16 protein-coding genes and 1 tRNA gene are annotated in these 17214 nt (G+C 68.3%); 5 read left to right on the forward strand and 12 right to left on the reverse strand.

Features of this window, described 5'->3' with window-relative positions:
* On the reverse strand, positions 1–618 hold a 618-nt coding region (locus RMO04_RS06295), incomplete at its 3' end, for an AMP-binding protein (protein ID WP_309643934.1).
* Between the two features lie 6 nt (positions 619–624).
* Complete coding sequence (locus tag RMO04_RS06300; protein ID WP_405041467.1) at positions 625–1101, reverse strand: Lrp/AsnC family transcriptional regulator; 477 nt, start codon at positions 1099–1101, stop codon at positions 625–627.
* Between the two features lie 109 nt (positions 1102–1210).
* On the opposite strand from RMO04_RS06300, the gene RMO04_RS06305 reads away from it, so the two are divergent.
* On the forward strand, positions 1211–1450 hold the full coding sequence (locus RMO04_RS06305; RefSeq protein ID WP_309643935.1) for a DUF6356 family protein: 240 nt from the start codon (positions 1211–1213) through the stop codon (positions 1448–1450).
* Complete coding sequence (locus tag RMO04_RS06310) at positions 1447–2448, forward strand: putative sulfate exporter family transporter (protein WP_309643936.1); 1002 nt, start codon at positions 1447–1449, stop codon at positions 2446–2448. Before RMO04_RS06305 ends, RMO04_RS06310 begins: the two co-directional genes overlap by 4 nt.
* Here the strand turns inward: RMO04_RS06310 and RMO04_RS06315 are convergent.
* Genes RMO04_RS06315 through RMO04_RS06325 form a run of 3 tightly spaced genes read right to left on the reverse strand, consistent with a single transcriptional unit; the run spans position 2445 to position 6137 of the window.
* The gene (locus tag RMO04_RS06315) at positions 2445–3725 is read right to left on the reverse strand and encodes an N-succinylarginine dihydrolase (protein ID WP_309643949.1); all 1281 of its coding nucleotides are present in this window, start codon (positions 3723–3725) and stop codon (positions 2445–2447) included. The genes RMO04_RS06310 and RMO04_RS06315 overlap by 4 nt on opposite strands.
* A gap of 5 nt (positions 3726–3730) precedes the next feature.
* On the reverse strand, positions 3731–5140 hold the full coding sequence (astD, locus tag RMO04_RS06320) for a succinylglutamate-semialdehyde dehydrogenase (protein WP_309643937.1): 1410 nt from the start codon (positions 5138–5140) through the stop codon (positions 3731–3733).
* Positions 5127–6137, reverse strand: coding sequence for an arginine N-succinyltransferase (locus RMO04_RS06325; protein WP_309643938.1), 1011 nt, complete (start codon positions 6135–6137; stop codon positions 5127–5129). Before RMO04_RS06325 ends, astD begins: the two co-directional genes overlap by 14 nt.
* Before the next feature lie 107 nt (positions 6138–6244).
* On the opposite strand from RMO04_RS06325, the gene RMO04_RS06330 reads away from it, so the two are divergent.
* Positions 6245–6742, forward strand: a complete 498-nt coding sequence (locus RMO04_RS06330) for an Lrp/AsnC family transcriptional regulator (RefSeq protein WP_309643939.1) — start codon at positions 6245–6247, stop codon at positions 6740–6742.
* Here RMO04_RS06330 and RMO04_RS06335 read toward each other — a convergent pair.
* Positions 6717–7964 (reverse strand): hydrolase, encoded by a 1248-nt coding sequence (locus tag RMO04_RS06335; protein ID WP_309643940.1) that lies wholly within the window; start codon positions 7962–7964, stop codon positions 6717–6719. The two genes, RMO04_RS06330 and RMO04_RS06335, sit on opposite strands and share 26 nt — an antisense overlap.
* 51 nt (positions 7965–8015) lie before the next feature.
* On the opposite strand from RMO04_RS06335, the gene RMO04_RS06340 reads away from it, so the two are divergent.
* Complete coding sequence (locus tag RMO04_RS06340; RefSeq protein ID WP_309643941.1) at positions 8016–8909, forward strand: glyoxylate/hydroxypyruvate reductase A; 894 nt, start codon at positions 8016–8018, stop codon at positions 8907–8909.
* Here the strand turns inward: RMO04_RS06340 and RMO04_RS06345 are convergent.
* Positions 8903–10513 (reverse strand): AMP-binding protein, encoded by a 1611-nt coding sequence (locus tag RMO04_RS06345; RefSeq protein ID WP_309643942.1) that lies wholly within the window; start codon positions 10511–10513, stop codon positions 8903–8905. The genes RMO04_RS06340 and RMO04_RS06345 overlap by 7 nt on opposite strands.
* 75 nt (positions 10514–10588) lie before the next feature.
* Positions 10589–11059: an Lrp/AsnC ligand binding domain-containing protein gene (locus RMO04_RS06350; protein WP_309643943.1), complete on the reverse strand. Its 471-nt coding sequence runs from the start codon at positions 11057–11059 to the stop codon at positions 10589–10591.
* Between the two features lie 114 nt (positions 11060–11173).
* Between RMO04_RS06350 and putA the strand changes: the two genes are divergently transcribed.
* A complete protein-coding gene (gene putA, locus RMO04_RS06355; RefSeq protein WP_309643944.1) occupies positions 11174–14272 on the forward strand; it encodes a bifunctional proline dehydrogenase/L-glutamate gamma-semialdehyde dehydrogenase PutA in 3099 nt (1032 codons plus the stop codon).
* A gap of 33 nt (positions 14273–14305) precedes the next feature.
* On the opposite strand, the gene RMO04_RS06360 is transcribed toward putA, so the two are convergent.
* From RMO04_RS06360 to exbB, 4 genes are all read right to left on the reverse strand, one after another.
* Positions 14306–14382: transfer RNA gene (locus RMO04_RS06360), tRNA-His, on the reverse strand.
* Between the two features lie 134 nt (positions 14383–14516).
* Entirely contained in the window at positions 14517–15215 is a 699-nt protein-coding gene (locus RMO04_RS06365; RefSeq protein WP_309643945.1) for an energy transducer TonB, read from the reverse strand.
* 11 nt (positions 15216–15226) lie between these two features.
* On the reverse strand, positions 15227–15655 hold the full coding sequence (locus tag RMO04_RS06370; RefSeq protein WP_309643946.1) for a biopolymer transporter ExbD: 429 nt from the start codon (positions 15653–15655) through the stop codon (positions 15227–15229).
* Between the two features lie 5 nt (positions 15656–15660).
* Positions 15661–16548, reverse strand: coding sequence for a tonB-system energizer ExbB (exbB, locus tag RMO04_RS06375; RefSeq protein WP_309643947.1), 888 nt, complete (start codon positions 16546–16548; stop codon positions 15661–15663).
* Positions 16549–17214: the final 666 nt, after the last annotated feature.

Raw genomic sequence — 17214 nt, forward strand, 5'->3', positions numbered from 1 at the left:
GTCGGCCGATTCCGGGCAGGCCATGCAGAAGCCGGCCACCAGCGCTTGCGCATAGTTCAGGTAATGGTCGCCGACCCAGGCGAGCGGCAGATAGGCCAGCACCTCGTCGCGGTCGGTAAGCTTGTCGAAGACGACGGTGTCGCGGGCCGCGGCAATGCAGCGCCCGGCCGACAGCACGACGCCTTTGGAGCGGCCGGTGGTGCCGGATGTGTAGATGATCGAGGCGAGATCGGCGTCGTCGCGCGGCACGGATGCGGTGAGAGGCGCGCGCGAGCGGGCGTCGGCCACGAAGGCCTCTGCGTCCTCCACGAACAGCACCGGCTCGGCGTCGTCGAGGAAGTAGTCGACCTCGCTTTCCGTATAGGCGGTGTTCAGCGGCAGGAAGACGGCGCCGACCTTGAGCGTCGCCAGATAGACCACTACGGCGGCGACGCTCTTCTCCGACTGCAGGGCGATGCGGTCGCCGGGCTCGACCTCGTGCTCGATCAGCAGGGCGGCGGTGCGGGCGATGTCGTCCTCGAAGGCGCCGTAGGAGATGACTGAGCCATCGGCGAGCAAGAATGCGGGCTTGGCGCGGTCGTCGGGAAAGCGGGCGGCTAGCAGGTCGTGGAGGTTCATCGTCCCTCAGAGCGGCAGAGCGGTGGTGAACTTGATCTGCTCCATGGCGAAGGCGGAGGAGACGTCGTTCAACGGCGCGGTGGCGATCAGGCGTTTATAGAAGCGGTCATAGGCCGCGATATCGGAGACCACCACCTTCAGCAGATAGTCGGTTTCGCCCGCCATGCGGTAGAACTCCACCACCTCGGGCAGGGCCGCCGCGCCCTTGGCGAAGGCCGCGATCCAGGCCTCGTCGTGGTGGCTGGTCTTGATCGAGACGAAGACCACCAGGCCCAGGTCCAGCTTCTCCCGCGCCAGCAGGGCCACGCGGCGCTCGATGACGCCTTCGTCTGTCAGACGCTTGACCCGCTTCCAGCAGGGCGTCTGGGACAGACCGACCCGTTCGGCGAGTTCGGCCACAGGGATGGTGGCGTCGGCCTGGAGCTCACGAAGGATTCGCCGATCTATCTGGTCGAGGAGAATGTCTGGCACGTTGAAGGTCACCCGAAGAGAATGATGTTCTCCATTCTGCCGTTGCGACGGCAAACGAGACAATGCCTTTCTCGTGCTCGCGCCGCACTCTTTGGGACAGTGGCATTCCTGAGGGGGCGAGATGTTCGACGCGTTCAACCGGCATCCGAGCGATGTGGGCGAGTCCTATGGTGAGCACCTGGGCCAAGCCTCGCGGTTCGGCGCGACCATGATCGTCGCGGGCCTGGCCTGCATCGTCCACGCCGTCTTCCCCTTCTGGTTTGAGAAGACCGCCAGTCTCTGCGTCCAGCGCTTGCATGCGCGGATGAGCGCCCGGCATCGACCGCAGGCCTCGTCCGGCGGCGAGGTTCTGCGCGCTTGACCCACATCCCCGCCCTGCCCCGCGTCCGCCTGATCGCCCATCCGGCGGTGGGGTTCGCGCTGGTCGGAGCCTTTGCCCTGGCTTGCTGGGGCGTCGGGCGCGCGACGGGCTTCCCGGCGCCGATCCTGGCGGCCCTGGCGGGCATGGGTCTGGCGGTGGCCGGTGTCTCGGCGTCGGTGAAGACCGGCCTGTGCTGGTGGTCGAAGCCCGGCCTGAAGATCGGCGTGGCCCTGCTGGGCGCCCAGATCGCCTGGGTCGAGCTCGCCGCCCTGGGCCTGCCCGTGGCGCTCGCCAGCGGCGCACTCGTGATGACCAGTCTCGGCATCGGAACCGCCATCGGCGCCCTGGCCGGCCTGCCGCTGGTCGAGGCCCTGATCGCCGCCAGCGCGGTTTCCATCTGCGGCGCTTCGGCGGCCATGGCCGCGGCCAGCGCCCTGCCCGACACTGAGAAGAGCCGCAAGACCACCGCCCTGGTGGTGGTCGGGGTGAACCTGCTCTCCACCGTGGCCATGGTGGCCTATCCCCTGATCGCCGCCAGCCTCGACTTCAGCCCGCGCCAGATCGGCGTGTTCCTCGGCCTCTCGATCCACGATGTCGCACAGGTGGTGGCCGCCGGCTCGTCGGTCTCGCCAGCCACGGAGGCCTCGGCGGCCCTGGCCAAGCTGTCGCGGATCCTGTGGCTGGGTCCGGTGGTGATCGCCATCGCGCTCAGCATGCGCGGAACGGGCGCGACCCGTTTCCCTGGCCCGCCGTTGTTCGTCTGGGGGTTCGCGGCGCTGATGACGGCGCGGAACTTCGGTCTGATCCCCGAGGCGATGCTGCCGGCCATGGCGACGGCCTCGCAAATCCTTTTGCTGGGCGGCGTCTGCGCGATCTCGGCCCAGGTCGCCCCGCGCGACCTGCTGAGGATCGAGCCGCGGCTGGCGATTACGCTGGTGGCGGCGACCGTGGTGATCGCCGGCCTCGCGGCGGCGGTGAGCCGGTTTCTGGTGGCCTAGGCGCCGGTCGCCTGTTCCAAGGCCGCGTGGGCCGCCCGCGCCTGCGCCCACAGGTCCGGATTGGCGAGATCGCCCGGCGCGACAGCCTCAGGCCAATGGACTTCCACCGTCCGCATCAACCGCTCCCAGCGGGCTTCGTCCAGCAGATAGCGCGGGTCGATCCCGGCCTTGGCCGCCTCGTCCACCGGAACGCGAAGCCGCAGGCAGGCAGGGCCGCCGCCGTTGCGCATGCTCTCGCGGACATCGACCACGAAAGCGCGAGAGATCGGGTTTTTGGCGGCGACGATACGCTCGACCTCGGTCCAGACAGCGGCGTTCTCCTGGGCCTCGATGGGCAGGACCAGGGCCATGGCCCCGTCCGGCAGGGTCACGAGCTGGGAGTTGAACAGATAAGAGCCGATGGCGTCGGCCAGGCTGATCCCTCGCGTCTCCACCACCTGCAGGTTGGGCAGACGGCCATGCAGGGCGGCGTAGAGACCTTGGGCGTCCTCGAAGGCGTCCGGATGGGTCAGCAGCACGCTCTCGTTGGCCACGGCGACCACGTCGTTGTGGAAGGCGCCGGCCTGGACGGCCTTGGCGTTCTGCAGGGCGTAGAGCGGATCGGCGAGCCCAGCGAGGCGGGCGACGGCCTCGCTGGCGCGCCGGCTCTGGCGCTCGGGGAAAGCTCCGCCGCGCAGTTCGCCATGGGCGAAGACATTGATCCCGGCCGCGCCGTGGCTGGAGGCCAGCCGCATGTGGTTGGCCGCGCCTTCGTCGCCGAAATGGCGGGCGGACGGCAGGGGTGGATGGACAGCGAAGCGGGTGTCGTCACGGAACACACGGCGCAGAAGCGCGTGGGTTTCGGGGCCCTCGAAGCTGCGATGGAGCATGCCGGCGAGATTGGCTGTGACCATGTGAACGCGGCCGTCGGCGGTGTCGGGAGCGGACAGGATGGTCGCGGCGTTGGCGCGCCACATGCTGGACGCCGAGCAGACCGCGCGGAACAGGGCGAGATCCTCCGAGGCGGCCCGGGCCAGGATCTCGTCGTCCGAACCCGCGAAGCCGAAGGCGCGCAAGGCGCCGGCGGCCGGGCGCAGAGGCGGCGGCAGGAAGCCCTGGGTCAGGCCCAGGTCCATGACCGCGCGCATCTTGGCCAGGCCTTGCAGGGCCGCGGCGCGGGGATAGGCGGTCTCGCCGAAATTGCTCTGCGAGGCGACATTGCCCGGCGAGAGGCCAGCATAGTTATGGGTCGGCCCGACCAGGCCGTCGAAGTTGATCTCGACGGTGGTCGTGGAGATGGGCGTCACGCGGCCAGGCCCGTACCGATGCGGAACTGGGTTGTGTCGGCCTCGATGCTGGCCACCGGATAGGCGCAATAGTCGGCGGCGTAGTAGGCGCTGGGACGGTGGTTGCCCGACAGCCCGGGCCCGCCGAAGGGGGCCGTGGCCGCAGCGCCCGTGGTCGGACGGTTCCAGTTGACGATGCCGGCGCGGACTTCCCTCCAGAACCGGCGATAGAGGGCTTCGTCGTCGCTGAGCAGACCCGCGGCCAAGCCGAAACGGGTGGCGTTGGCGGTGGCGATGGCCGTGTCGAAGTCCGCCACGCGAATGAGCTGGAGCAAGGGGCCGAAATTCTCACTGTCGGCGACCCCGACGCCGGTGACGTCCACGAGACCGGGGGTCAGGTAGGGCCGGTCCGGCGTGGTGGGCGCGAGTTCACGGATCGCCTTGCCGCCCAGCCGCTGTTGGGCCAGCAGCAGGCCCCTTGACGAGGCCAGGTCGATCACAGGCCCCATGAAGGGCTGGGGATCGCCGAATGGCGCGCCGACCTTGATGCGGTCGATGAGCGCGGTGAGCGCCTCGACGATGGTATCGCCCGCCGCGCCCTGCGGCACGATCAGGCGGCGGGCGCAGGAACAACGCTGCCCGGCCGAGACATAGGCCGACTGGACGATCAGGTGGGCCGCGCTTTCGGCGTCGGCCAGATCCCAGGCGATCAGCGGGTTGTTGCCGCCCAGCTCCAGGGCCACGATCTTCTGCGGCTGGTCGGCGAGCGCGACATGGATCGCCTTACCCGCCGCGACGCCGCCGGTGAACAGGACGCCATCGACGGCCTCGTGGGCGACCAAGGCCTTGGCGGTCTCCGCGCCGCCGGTCAGCACCTGCAAGACGTCGTGAGGGACGCCAGCCTCGCGCCACAGGTCGACAAGCATGACACCGCTGGCAGGGGTCTTCTCGCTAGGCTTGAACACCACCGCGTTGCCGGCCAGCAGCGCCGGCGCCATATGGCCGTTGGGCAGGTGCATGGGGAAATTGAACGGCCCCACCACCGCCAGCACGCCGTGCGGCCGATGGGCCAGGCGCGCCCGGGCTCCGGCCGCCTCCCCACTCCGCTCGCCGGCGCGTTCAGCCTGGGCGCGGATGGAGACCTCGATCTTGGAGCTGACGGTGTCGGCCTCGGTCAGGGTTTCCCAGAACGGCTTGCCGGTCTCGCGGCTGATTAGCCGCGCGATGTCCTCGCGGCGCTCGCGGGCGAGATCGGCGAAGGCGCGGGCGATGCGGCAGCGGTCTTCCAGCGGCGTCGCCGACCAGACCGCGAAGCCTTCGCGCGCGCGGAGCAGGGCGGCGTCCACCTGCCCCGCCGAAGCTGCCGGGCCGCGCCAGACAACCTCGTCTGTGCAGGGGTCGGTGGAGATCAGCTCAGAACTCGACATGACGCACCCGGTCTCCAACTTGAACATCGAGCGCCTGCGCCAAGTCCGGCGGCAGGGTGAGGCCGCCCTCGCCGCGCCAGATCCGGCCGCGCGAGGCGCGGAACCCAGCGCCGTGGCCCGTGGCCACCAGCATCTCGGGGCCGTCTTCGCAGGCGCTGATGGCCGCCACGGTGGCGACCCGGCTGTCGCGCACGGCCTTCAGGCTGTCGATGTCGGCGACCATGGTCGGACCGCCGTCGAAAATGTCGACGCAACCCTCAAATCGGAAACCCTCCTCCATCAGCAGGGTCTGGGCGCGCTGGCCGTCGGGATGGCAGCGGCCGACGGCCGCGGCGGCTTCCGGCGATAGCAGGTTCAGATAGATCGGGTACTTGGGGCCCAGGTCGGCGATCACCTGCTTGCCGGCGCCGACGCTGATCTTGTCGGCTTCGGAGAACTCCAGGCCGTAGAACCGCTTGCCCACCGCCTCCCAGAAGGGCGAGACGCCGTCCTCGTCCTGGAAGCCGCGAAGCTCGGAGACCACCCGATCGCCGAACCAGTCGCGATGGTCGGCCATGAACAGGTAGCGGCTGCGCGCCATCAGACGCCCGCCCGCCACGCCGCGCAGGCCCGGCCGCACGAACAGGCCGCCGACCTCGGCTGAGCCGTCATAGTCGTTGACCGGAGTCAGGAGGGTGTTCTCGACCGTCTTGCCGAGCGCCTGGGAGCTCTGGCGGATGCGGCCGATGCGGTAGGAGTAGAACGGCCAGTCGCCGCCCACGCTGGGGAAGATGCAGCCCGTGCCGACCACCTCGCCGTCATTCTCGAGCACCAGCAGCATCTGGCTGTGGCCGCGCGCGCCGGCGAAGGCCGCGGCGCTGCCGGCCAGCAAGGCGGCTAGTTTGTCGCGGCAGGACGGCAGATTGGTCATGCCCAGGCCCGCGGACTTGGCCAGGGTGTGCAGGGCCTCGAGATCGTTGGCTCCCGCGGCTCGGATAACGACGCCGGTGGCGATCATGAAATCCTCCGCAGAATGATCGAAGCTCAGGAGGCTTATTGTGCTAGGGTTTGTGCGAAATGGGCGGCGGAAGACCGGGGGTCTCGCCGCAGATCATGCGGCGAAACATGGCCTTGGACGGATATTCTACGCTCGACCGTTTGGACCTGAGGATCCTGGCGATTCTCCAGGCCGACGGGCGGATCACCAACCAGGCTCTGGCCCAGCAGGTGGCGCTGTCGGCGAGCGCTTGCCTGGCCCGTGTGCGGCGGCTGGAGGCCGATGGCCTGATCCAAGGCTATCACGCCCGCCTGGACATCGAACGCATACGCCCGACGGTGACCGTCTATGGCGAGGTGACGCTGAAGAGCCATCGTCCGGCCGACCTGCTGGCCTTCGAGGCTGTGCTGGCTGAGATCCCCGAGGTGGTGGAGGCCGCCCAGGTCTCGGGCTCCTTCGACTACTTGATCAAGGTGGTGGCGCCCGACGTCCGGGCGTGGGGAGACCTGGCCGACCGGCTGCTGCAGGAAGGCTTGGGTGTCGACAAGATCGCTAGCCACATCCTGATGAAGGACGCGAAGCCCTACCGCGGGACGCCGGTCACGCCTGTCCCATCGCGGCCTTGATCTGCGCCGCCGGGATGTCGCCGGTGGCAAGCTTGGCGAGGATCAGGGCGGAGAGTTGGGCGCGTTCAACGAAGCTTTCGGGCCAGGCGTGCTCGTCCTCGCTGTGGATGTCGCCGCCGCGGACGCCCAGGGTGTCCACATTGGGCAGGCCGGCGGCGAAAAGGTTGTTGCCCTCGCAGACTCCTCCGGAGGAAGCCCAGGTGATCTCCTGGCCGAGCAACGCGCCGGCTTCCTTCACCGCGCCAAACAGCTGCTCCTGGGCCGGGGTGAAGGGCTTTGCGGGGCGCGTGAAGCCGCCATGCAGGTGCGCCTCAATGCCCTCGCAGGCGGTGGCGGCCACGGCGTCCTGCACGAACTTCAGCGCCCACTCCCCGGCCTCGCGGTCCGGCAGTCGGATATTGAACCGCACCACAGCGCGGTCAGGCACCATGTTCAGCGGTCCGCCGCCGTCGATACGGGCCACGTTGAGGGTGACGCCCTCGCGCGCGCCATTGGCGGCGACCAGGCGCACGGCGAGGTCGGCCGCGGCGGCGATGGCGTTGCGGCCCTTGTCGAAGTCGCGCCCGGCATGAGCGGCGCGGCCCTTCACCACCACATGGAAGTTGCCGGACCCTTTGCGTTGAGCGGCCAGCGCGCCGCCGGCCATGGCCGGTTCGTAGGTCAGGCCCACGTGACCGCCGCGCGCCAGCGCGGCCAGGTGCGGAGCCGAGGCAAGGGAGCCGATCTCTTCATCGGGCGAGAGTAGGACGTTGTAGCCGAGGCCGCCGCGGGCTGGGTGATGCTCGAAGGCCGCCAGGGCCGCCAACATGACGCTGATGCCGCCCTTCATGTCGGCGATGCCCGGGCCGTTCAGCGCCCCGTCCGGGCGGATCACCACCTGGGTGAAGCCGCTCTCCGCCGGATAGACCGTGTCGTAGTGGCCCGTCAGCACGACCTGGACCGGGGCCTCGGGGCGTACGGTCAGCCGCAGGCAGGGCGTATGGCGCTGGGCCTTGAGCTCGCCGTCGGCGGCGACCTCATGGCTGTCGGCCAGGGCCAGGGCCGCGACCTCGCCCGGCAGGTCGGCGAGCACGGCTTGGAAGACCGCGCATTGGGCCTCCAGGCCCGCCAGGTTGCGGCTGCCCGAGCCGATGGCGCACCAAGCGATGGCGCGGTCGATCAGCTCGGTCTCCTGGTTTGCGAGCGTGTCGAGGATGGCGGAGTCGGCGGAATCCAGTTTCATGCGCGCGAGCCTCGCGCCGAAGGACCCCCTCGCGCAAGACCGGAGGACCGAATGACGATTCCGTTTCTCTCGCGCCTGGACGCTGGCCCGACCAAGCTCTGGCGCGAGCTGCTGGCGCAGTCCCTGGGCGAACCGATCATCGCCGGCCTGCCGGACGACCGGGCGTCGGTTGAGATCGCCGTCGTCGCCAATCCTGCGCCCGGTGAGTTGGCGACCCTGCCGAACCTTAAGTTCATCCAGTCCGCCTGGGCCGGGGTCGACGGCCTGATGACCGACCCTGCCCTGCCCCGCCATGCCGTGCTGGCGCGCCTGATCGACCCCACCCTGGCGGCCCAGATGGCCGAGGCGGTGACGGCCCACGTCCTGGCCCTCCACCGCCAGGCGCCGGCCTATGCCGTCCAGCAGGCGAAGGGCCTTTGGAACAAGCTGCCGCAACCGCCCACCACCGCGCGGCAAGTTGGCCTGCTGGGTTACGGCGAGATGGGAAGAGCCTGCGCCAAGATGCTGGAAGCAGTCGGATTTCCGGTCTCGCACTGGACGCGCAGCCAGGGCGATCTCGGCGATCTGCTGGCCCGCAGCGAGATCGTCGTGAACCTGCTGCCGCTGACGCCGGAGACCCAAGGAATTCTTGGCGCCGAGACCTTCGAGCGAATGCGACCGGGGGCGGCGATCATCAGTGTGGGACGCGGTGGTCATCTGGTCGAGGCCGACCTGATCCCGGCTCTGGACTCCGGGCGGCTTAGCCACGCCGTCCTTGACGTGTTCGCCGTCGAGCCCCTGCCCACGGATCATCCGTTCTGGCGTCACCCGCGGATCACCGTCACGCCCCACGCGGCGGCGATCACAGACCCCGCCAGCGGCGCGCGTCAGGTCGCCTCGAACATCGCGCGCTTCCGGGCGGGTGAGCCGGTCGTGGGCCGGGTGTCGTTCGACGCTGGCTACTGAGCGAACTCGCCAGCCACGAAGCGGTCGCGCAGGACGAACCGCTGGATCTTGCCCGAGCCGGTGAGCGGCCACTCATTGACCTCGATCCAGTGCGCCGGGGTCTTCTGAGGCGCGATATTGGCGCGACAGTGTGCGACCAGCGCCGGCGTGTCGAGTTGGGCGCCCGGGGTCAGCCGCAGGAAACAGATCACGATCTCGCCCCACCGCGCATCGGGGGCGCCGACGATGGCGACCTCGGCCACATCGGGGTGTTCCAGCAGGACGTTCTCGATCTCGGCGGGGAACAGGTTCTCTCCACCCCGGATGATCATCTCCTTCACCCGCCCAGTGATCTTCAGATAGCCACGAGCATCCATCGTGCCGAGATCGCCGGTGTGAAGCCAGCCCTGGGGATCGATCGTGGCCGCCGTCGCCGCCGGATTCCCGTTGTATTCCAGCATGATATTGTAGCCCCGCGCGCAGATCTCGCCCACGGCGCCGATTGGCTGAACAGCGTCGGTCTTCGGGTCGCGGATAGAGAGCTCGGTCTGGGGCATAGCCTGGCCGACCGTCTCGCAGAGGTCTTCCACGGAATCCTCGCTGCGGGTCTGGGTCAGCAGGGGCGAGGCCTCCGTCTGGCCGTAGACGGTCTGGAAACCGCAGTCGAACACCGATCGGATGCGGCGCACCAGCTCAGGAGGCACCATCGAACCGCCCGAGGCCGCGACGCGGACGGAGGAGACGTCACGCGCCCGATCGGCCTGGGCCTCCAGCAGGCCGACCAGCATGGTGGGCACGCCCAGCATGATGTTCACCCGCTCGGCCTCGATGATGTCCAGCATCCGGCCGGGATCGAACAATCGGGCGAGGATCATGCAGCATCCGAACTGGACCGCCCCCAGGGTGGCCAGTCCGCAGCCGGCGGTGTGGAACATCGGCATGTAGTTGAGGGTGACATCGCCCAGCCGGGCGCCGATGCGCACGTAGGAGTAGCGTGCGTTGTTGGTGATCCCGCGGTGATGCAGCACCGCGCCCTTGGGGAAACCTGTCGTGCCCGAGGTATATTGAATCTGGGCCGGGTCTCCCGAGGCCACGTCTGGCAGGACGGCCCCGCCATTCTCGTCGACGAACAGCGCGGCGTGATCCTCCAGGTCGACCACCTCGCGCAGGGCAGGCAGGTCGGCCGCCACCTGGGCGGCGATCTGGCCCATCGGGTTACCGCGATACTCGTTGACGATGAACAGGCCCACGGCGCCCGATTGTTCGAGAACATAGGCCAGCTCGCGAGGGCGGTAGGCCGGGTTGGCCGTGACGAGCGTCAAACCTGCGAGCCCTGCGGCATATTCCAGGATCACCCATTCGGGCAGGTTCGGCGCCCAGACGGCGATGCGCTCGCCCGGGCGGTAGCGCGACATCAGCGCGCGGGCGAGGCGCTCGGAGTCCCTCAGCAGTTCGGCATAGGTCCAGCGCCGGCCAAGGGCGCCGGCCATGTCGACCTCGACGAGAGCCGGCGCGTCAGGCGATGTGCCTGCACGCGCGCGCAACACGCCGCCGACCGTGGTCTCCAGGACATGGTCGTCCGCCTGGGCGGGGAAGTACGACGCGGTGAGATTGACCTTGTACATAGCCCTGCCCCCAAGCTGCGCCTTGTGGGCAGGCTAGCAGACAAACCGGCGTTCGGCGAACTTGAGATGTTCAAGCTAGACCGGCAACTCGGTCACCGACTTCACCTCTTCCAGCACCGCGTAGGTGCGGGTCTCGCGCACGCCTGGCATCCGCACCAGGACATCGCCCAGGAAGCCGCGATAGGCTTCCATGTCGCGCACGCGGGCCTTGATCAGGTAGTCGAAGCCGCCGGCCACCATGTGGCATTCGAGGATTTCCGGACTGCGCTGGGCGGCCTGGGCGAACTCGTTGAAGGTGTCGCCGGTGGTGCGATCGAGCTGGACCTCGACGAAGATCAGCAGCGCCCGGTCTATGGCCATCGGATCTAGCAACGCCGAGTAACCCAGGATGACGCCGCGATCCTTCAGGCGGCGCACCCGATCGGAACAGGCCGAGGGCGAGAGGTGGCATTGCTGCGCCAGGTCGAGATTGCTGATCCGCCCGTCGCGCTGCAGGACCCGCAGCAGTCGGCGGTCGATGTCGTCCAACTGCACAGTGTTCGTCATGATGTGCTCGTTTGGTGATTTCGTACGGAGATACGCCTCGATCTCCGCAGGACATTCGATAGCATAAGCTTTACGCCGGACGATGGAAGTTCACATCTCTCAAGGCCGCGAACCATGACCTCCTGGACCGCTCTCGACGACCTTTCCGCCAAGTACCGGGACGAGACCGAGGCGGTCACCGCCCTGCTGGCCGCCCAGCCCCTGTCGGGGCAGCAGCGCGCCGCGGTCCGGACCCAGGCGGAGGATTTGGTGCGGGCGGCGAGGAAGTCGGCCAACCGTCAGGGCGTGGTCGAGAGCTTCCTGCAGGAATTCAGCCTGGGCACCCGCGAGGGCCTGGCCCTGATGTGCCTGGCCGAGGCCCTGCTGCGCACCCCCGACCCGGAAACACGCGACCGGCTGATCGCCGAGAAGATCGGCAACGCCGACTGGGCGAGCCACCTGGGCCAATCCGACAGCCTGTTCGTCAATGCTTCGACGTGGGGCCTGATGCTGACCGGCAAGCTGGTGGAGGTGGACGATCAGGCCCGCAACGACCTGCCGGGCTTCCTCAAGCGCCTGGTGGAACGGATCGGCGAGCCGGTGGTGCGTAAGGCCGTGGCCCAGGCTATCGGCATCATGGGCGAGCAGTTCGTGCTGGGCCGGACGATCGCCCTGGCCTTGAAGCGCGCGGCCAAGGAGGGTCAGGTCTGCTCCTTCGACATGCTGGGCGAAGGGGCGCGGACGGCCGCCGACGCGGCGCGTTATGAGCAGGCCTACGCGGACGCCCTGGAGGCCGTGGGCCAGGCCTCGAAGGGCGCGGGGCCGGAGGCCGGGCATGGGGTGTCGGTGAAGCTGTCGGCCCTGTCGCCGCGCTACGAGGCCACCCACGAGGAGCGCGTTTGGGACGAGCTCTATCCGCGCACCAAGCGCCTAGCGCTGATCGCGGCCAAGCACGACATCAACTTCACCATCGACGCCGAGGAGGCCGACCGGCTGACCCTGTCGCTGAAGCTGCTGGACCGCCTGGCGCGGGAGCCTGAACTGGGCGAGTGGCAGGGCCTCGGCTTGGCGGTGCAGGCCTATCAGAAGCGTGCACGGCTCGCGGTCGAGCGGGTGGCCGAGATCGCGCGCGGCAGCGGCCGGCGGTTGATGGTGCGGCTGGTCAAGGGCGCCTATTGGGACAGCGAGATCAAGCGCGCCCAGGTGGCCGGCCGACCCGACTATCCGGTGTTCAGCACGAAGGCGGCCACCGACCTCTCGTATCTGGTCTGCGCCCGCGCCCTGATCGGCGCCGCGCCGAACCTCTACGCGCAGTTCGCCACTCACAACGCCCATACGCTCGCCGCCGTCCAGACCATGGCGGCGGAGGCCGGCGTGAAGATCGAGTTCCAGCGCCTGCACGGCATGGGCGAGGCGCTCTACAAGGCCGCTGGCGAGCTGCATGCGGGCGCCGTGGTGCGTACATACGCCCCCGTCGGCGGACATGAGGACCTGTTGCCCTATCTGGTGCGCCGCCTGCTGGAGAACGGCGCCAACACCTCCTTTGTCCATGCCCTGCTGGACGAGCGGGTGCCGGCCCAGGACGTGGTGATCGATCCGGTCGCCGCCGTGGAGAAGGCCGGCATCGGACCGCACCCGAAAATCCCCCGCCCCGCCGACATCTATGGCGGCGAGCGGAAAAACTCTCTGGGCGTCGATCTCTCGATCCCCGACGAGGCCGCGCGCCTGACGGCGGCCTGCCGCGCACTGGAGCCGCTTTCAGCCGGTCCGCTGGTGGCGGGCAAGTCGCTTGCGGGCCTTGATCTACGGCCGGTGTGCAGCCCCGCCGACAGCGCCCTGGTCATCGGCAAGGCCAGTGAAGCCTCGCCCGCCGACATCGATGCGGCCTTCGCCGCCGCCAGGGCGGCGCAGCCGGCCTGGGACGCGCTCGGCGGGTTCCGCCGCGCCGAGGTGCTGCGGGCCATGGGAGACATCCTGGAGGCCAACCGCGACAGGCTGATCGCCATCTGCACGCGCGAGGCGGGCAAGACCCTAGCCGACGGTGTGGCCGAGGTGCGCGAGGCCGCCGACTTCTGCCGCTACTACGCCCATCTGGCCCAGGCCAAGTTCGGTGCGGCGGAAATCCTGAGGGGCCCGGTGGGCGAGACCAATACGTTGGAGCTGCACGGGCGCGGGGTGTTCGTCTGCATCAGCCCGTGGAACTTCCCCTTGGCCATCTTCACCGGCCAGATCGCCGCGGCCCTGGCCGCCGGCAACGGCGTGGTCGCCAAGCCCGCCGAACAGACGCCGCTGATCGCGGCCGAGGCCGTGAAACTGTTTCATGAGGCCGGCCTGCCCCCCGCCCTGCTGGCGCTCACGCCCGGTCGGGGCGAAACCGTCGGCGCCGCGCTTACCGCCCACCCCGGCTGCGACGGCGTGGCGTTCACCGGCGGCACCGACACCGCCCGGCGGATCAACCAGGCCCTGGCGGGCCGCGAAGGCCCCATCGTGCCGTTCATCGCCGAGACGGGGGGCCTGAACGGCATGTTCGTCGACACCACGGCGCTGAAGGAACAGGTGGTCGACGACGTGATCGCCTCGGCCTTCGGCTCGGCCGGTCAAAGATGTTCGGCGCTGCGCATCCTGTTCGTGCCCACGGACACCGCCGACATGCTGATCGACGGGATCAAGGGCGCCATGGACGCCCTTGTCCTGGGCGATCCGGCCAAGGCGGCCACCGACATCGGCCCGGTGATCGACGCCGAGGCCCATGGAGCGCTGGCGACCCATCTGGAGCGTCTGGAGCGGGAGGCAAAGGTGCTGCACCGACTGGCCGCGCCGGCTGGCGGGACCTTCTTCGGCCCGGTCTTGGCCGAAATCCCGTCGGCGAGCTTCCTCGAACGCGAGGTATTCGGCCCCGTGCTGCATGTGGTGCGCTATCGCCCCGCCGACCTGGCCAAGGTCGCCGGCGAGTTGGCGGCGTCGCGATATGGCCTGACCCTGGGCGTCCATTCGCGGATCGACGCCTTCGCCGTCCAGGTCCGCGACCTGGTCCCCGCGGGCAACGCCTATGTGAACCGCTCGATCATCGGCGCCGTGGTGGGCGTCCAGCCGTTCGGCGGCGAGGGCCTGTCTGGAACCGGACCCAAGGCCGGCGGCCCCAATGCGCTCACCCGCTACGCCATCGAGCGCGCGATCAGCGTCAACATCACCGCCCAGGGCGGCGACCCGGCGCTGCTCAATCTGAGCCTATAGGAATGTTGGGAACCGGCCTTCCGGACGCCGCGATGGTACCACCTCTCGGGCTCGAACCGAGGACCTCTAGATCCACAATCTAGCGCTCTAACCAACTGAGCTAAGGCGGCGCATCGCGCGAGGCGTTCTTCTAGTCGCGCGGGACGGTTCGATCAAGCGCCCACCGATCTAGGAGCCTGTCGGATCAAAGAAAAACCCCGGAGGCTCGCGCCGCCGGGGTTGGATCCTTGGTCGATGGTCGGCGTCAGCCCTTGGGGAGTTGCCAACGGAGCGGGATCCGCACCGTACCCCCTTCAACAGGGGCGCCGTCCTGAGTCTTAGGCCGCATCTTGAACAGCTTGCTGGCCCGGATGGTCGCGGTTCCGAAATCCTGATCGGCCGGATCTTCGGACACGATGGAGCAGCCTTCCAGCGTCCCCTTCGACGTCACCGTGCAACTGATCGTCGCCCGGCCCTCGACGCCCATCCGCTGGGCCCGTTCCGGGTAGTACCGGGCGAGGGCTTCAGCATCGGGACGGCGCGACCAGTCGGGGTTCGTGATGACCGACGGACGCGGCGGGGTCGGGGGCGCAGCCCGCGGGGGCTCCGGAACCTCGATCCGCTTTTCGACCGGCGGAACCGGCAGAGGCGGGATCGTCGGGATGTCGCTCGGCACGTTCACCGGAGGCCGCGGTTGCAGCTTCGGCGGCGGTGGCGGCGGCGTGTTCGGAGGCGGAGGCGGAGGCGGCGGAGGCGGCGGAGGCGCGGGCTTGATAATCGCCACGTCCGTCACGTCATCCGAGTACTCCTTGTACTTCGGCTCGAACTTCGACTTCCAGAGGTAGACCCCAAGCGCCCCGTGCACGATCACGGAGAGGACAATGGCGACCGTTACGCCAGTGTTCCGCTTCTTGACCGGCTCATCGAAGACGCTGCGGTGGGTCGTGTCGGTGGTTTCAGCCATTCGTCACGCCCTCACTCTTCAAGGCCAATGAGGGCCACGCTGTAGAACCCGTTGTCCTGCAGCATGTTCATCACGCCCATGAAGTCCCCGTAGCGCACATCCTTGTCACCCCGGATGAAGATGCGTTCCTTTTCAGGGTTACGCTGTCCGATGTTGGCGCGGAGGTCGTCGCCCAGGGTGGTCAGATCGGTTTTGCTGTCCCCGAGGTAGATGCTGCCACCAGCCTGAATGCTGATGTAGACCGGCTTCGGAGGGTTGGTCGAAGGCTTAGCGATAGCGGGCGGGAGAGTAACCTCCACAGTCACGGCGGCCATGGGCGCCGCGACCATGAAGATAATCAGGAGCACCAACATCACGTCCACGAAGGGCGTCACGTTGATTTCGCTCATCGCATCGACCGCGTGCCGCCCACCCCCAGAACCTGAGAGTTTGGCTCCCATGGCGGTTAGGCTCCCTTGTCGAGCTGCCGGGAAATGGCGTTCATCAGTTCAGCCACAAATCCATCCGTCCGCGCGCCGTAGGCCGAGATGCGGGTTTGGAAGTAGTTGTAGAAGATAACCGCCGGGATGGCGGCGAACAGGCCGATACCCGTGGCGAGAAGCGCTTCGGCGATGCCGGGGGCGACGACGGCCAGGTTGGTCGTGTTGGTGTTCGCGATCCCGATGAACGAGTTCATGATCCCGTAGACGGTGCCGAACAGACCGATGAACGGACCGGACGAACCGACGGAAGCGAGGAACTGCATCCCACTGGAGAGGCGCTTGGAGAGGTTGGATTGAACCGCGCCGACCGCGGCTTCCGCCCGGTGGATCGTGGTTTCACGGTGCGCGCCGGTGACGGCGAGACCCGCTTGACGCGATAGCTCGACTTCTTGAGCAGCCGCGGCGGCCATATCGGCCAGCGGGTTGCCTTCGAATTCGTCGGACATCGCGATCCGGCCCATGTCGTTGATCGACTTGGCGCCGCGGAAGGCTTCGACGAAGCGGTCCGAGGCTTTGTTCAGCGAGCCGAACTCGATCATCTTCGTGACCAGCAGGGTCCAGGAGAGGATGGAGGCCAGCACCAGGCCGATCATCACGACCTTCACGACGGGTTGAGCGTCGAGGAACATCTGCATCACGGTCAGCGAACCGGCATGCTCGATGGTCGGGGGGGCGACGTCGGCGGCGGGCGCAGCGGCGGGAGCCGCGGCGTCGGCGGCGGGAGCCGCGGCGGCGTCAGCGGCGGGAGCGGCCGGAGCGGCGGCTTCCTGCGCGAACGCCGGCACGCTCGTCATCAGCGCGAGCGCGCCGAAGAGAGCGATGAAAGGGGTCAGTCGTTTGTTGTCGAGCATCTGTCGCCAGTTCCTGATTGGTCTAGCACGTTTGGACCGAGGGTCGTCGCGCGAGAGCGTCTCCACCCTAGTTAAGACCCGCCGCCCGTCCGGTAACCGCCGGACAAGACGCCAGAGCCGCTTTCGCTGCCGCCCGCCCCTTTGCGCCAATTCTTCAACGAACTCGTGAAGCGGCGTTTCGAAGACGGGAGCGACCTCGGTTTCCCCGAAGGGAAGCTGAAGTCTTAACCGCCATGTTAGACGTGCGGCAGGGGTCCTTTGGCAACCCCTATTCCGGGCGTCAAGGGGTGATACTTTCCGCCGATACCCCGCCCAGGCTGTATGACTTGCAATATTGTTGCAGTGCACCATGGGCTGCGTAAGTAATCTTGCCCAAATTTCTACTTCTGGATGAAAATATATGCTGCAATGCAGCACGCATCGCGGAACACCGGTCTCGAAATAACCCGGTTCGCGATACGATTTTGCGGCAGGGCGCCCGAATTTCGGTCGCGTCCCTTCGCTGGCGGGGAGATGGGAGTCGATCCCGTCCAAGTCAAGGCGCGCGGGGTGACTCGTGAGCCACCCCCTTGCAAAACAAGCTCTACCGGTCGTTCGGCCCGCGGGTCGTCATCGGTGTCTCAGGGTCTGGTGGCGGCGCCAGGACGACGGGGGCCGCCGGCGGCG

This window comes from Phenylobacterium sp. (assembly GCF_031412415.1).
Classification (GTDB): domain Bacteria; phylum Pseudomonadota; class Alphaproteobacteria; order Caulobacterales; family Caulobacteraceae; genus Phenylobacterium.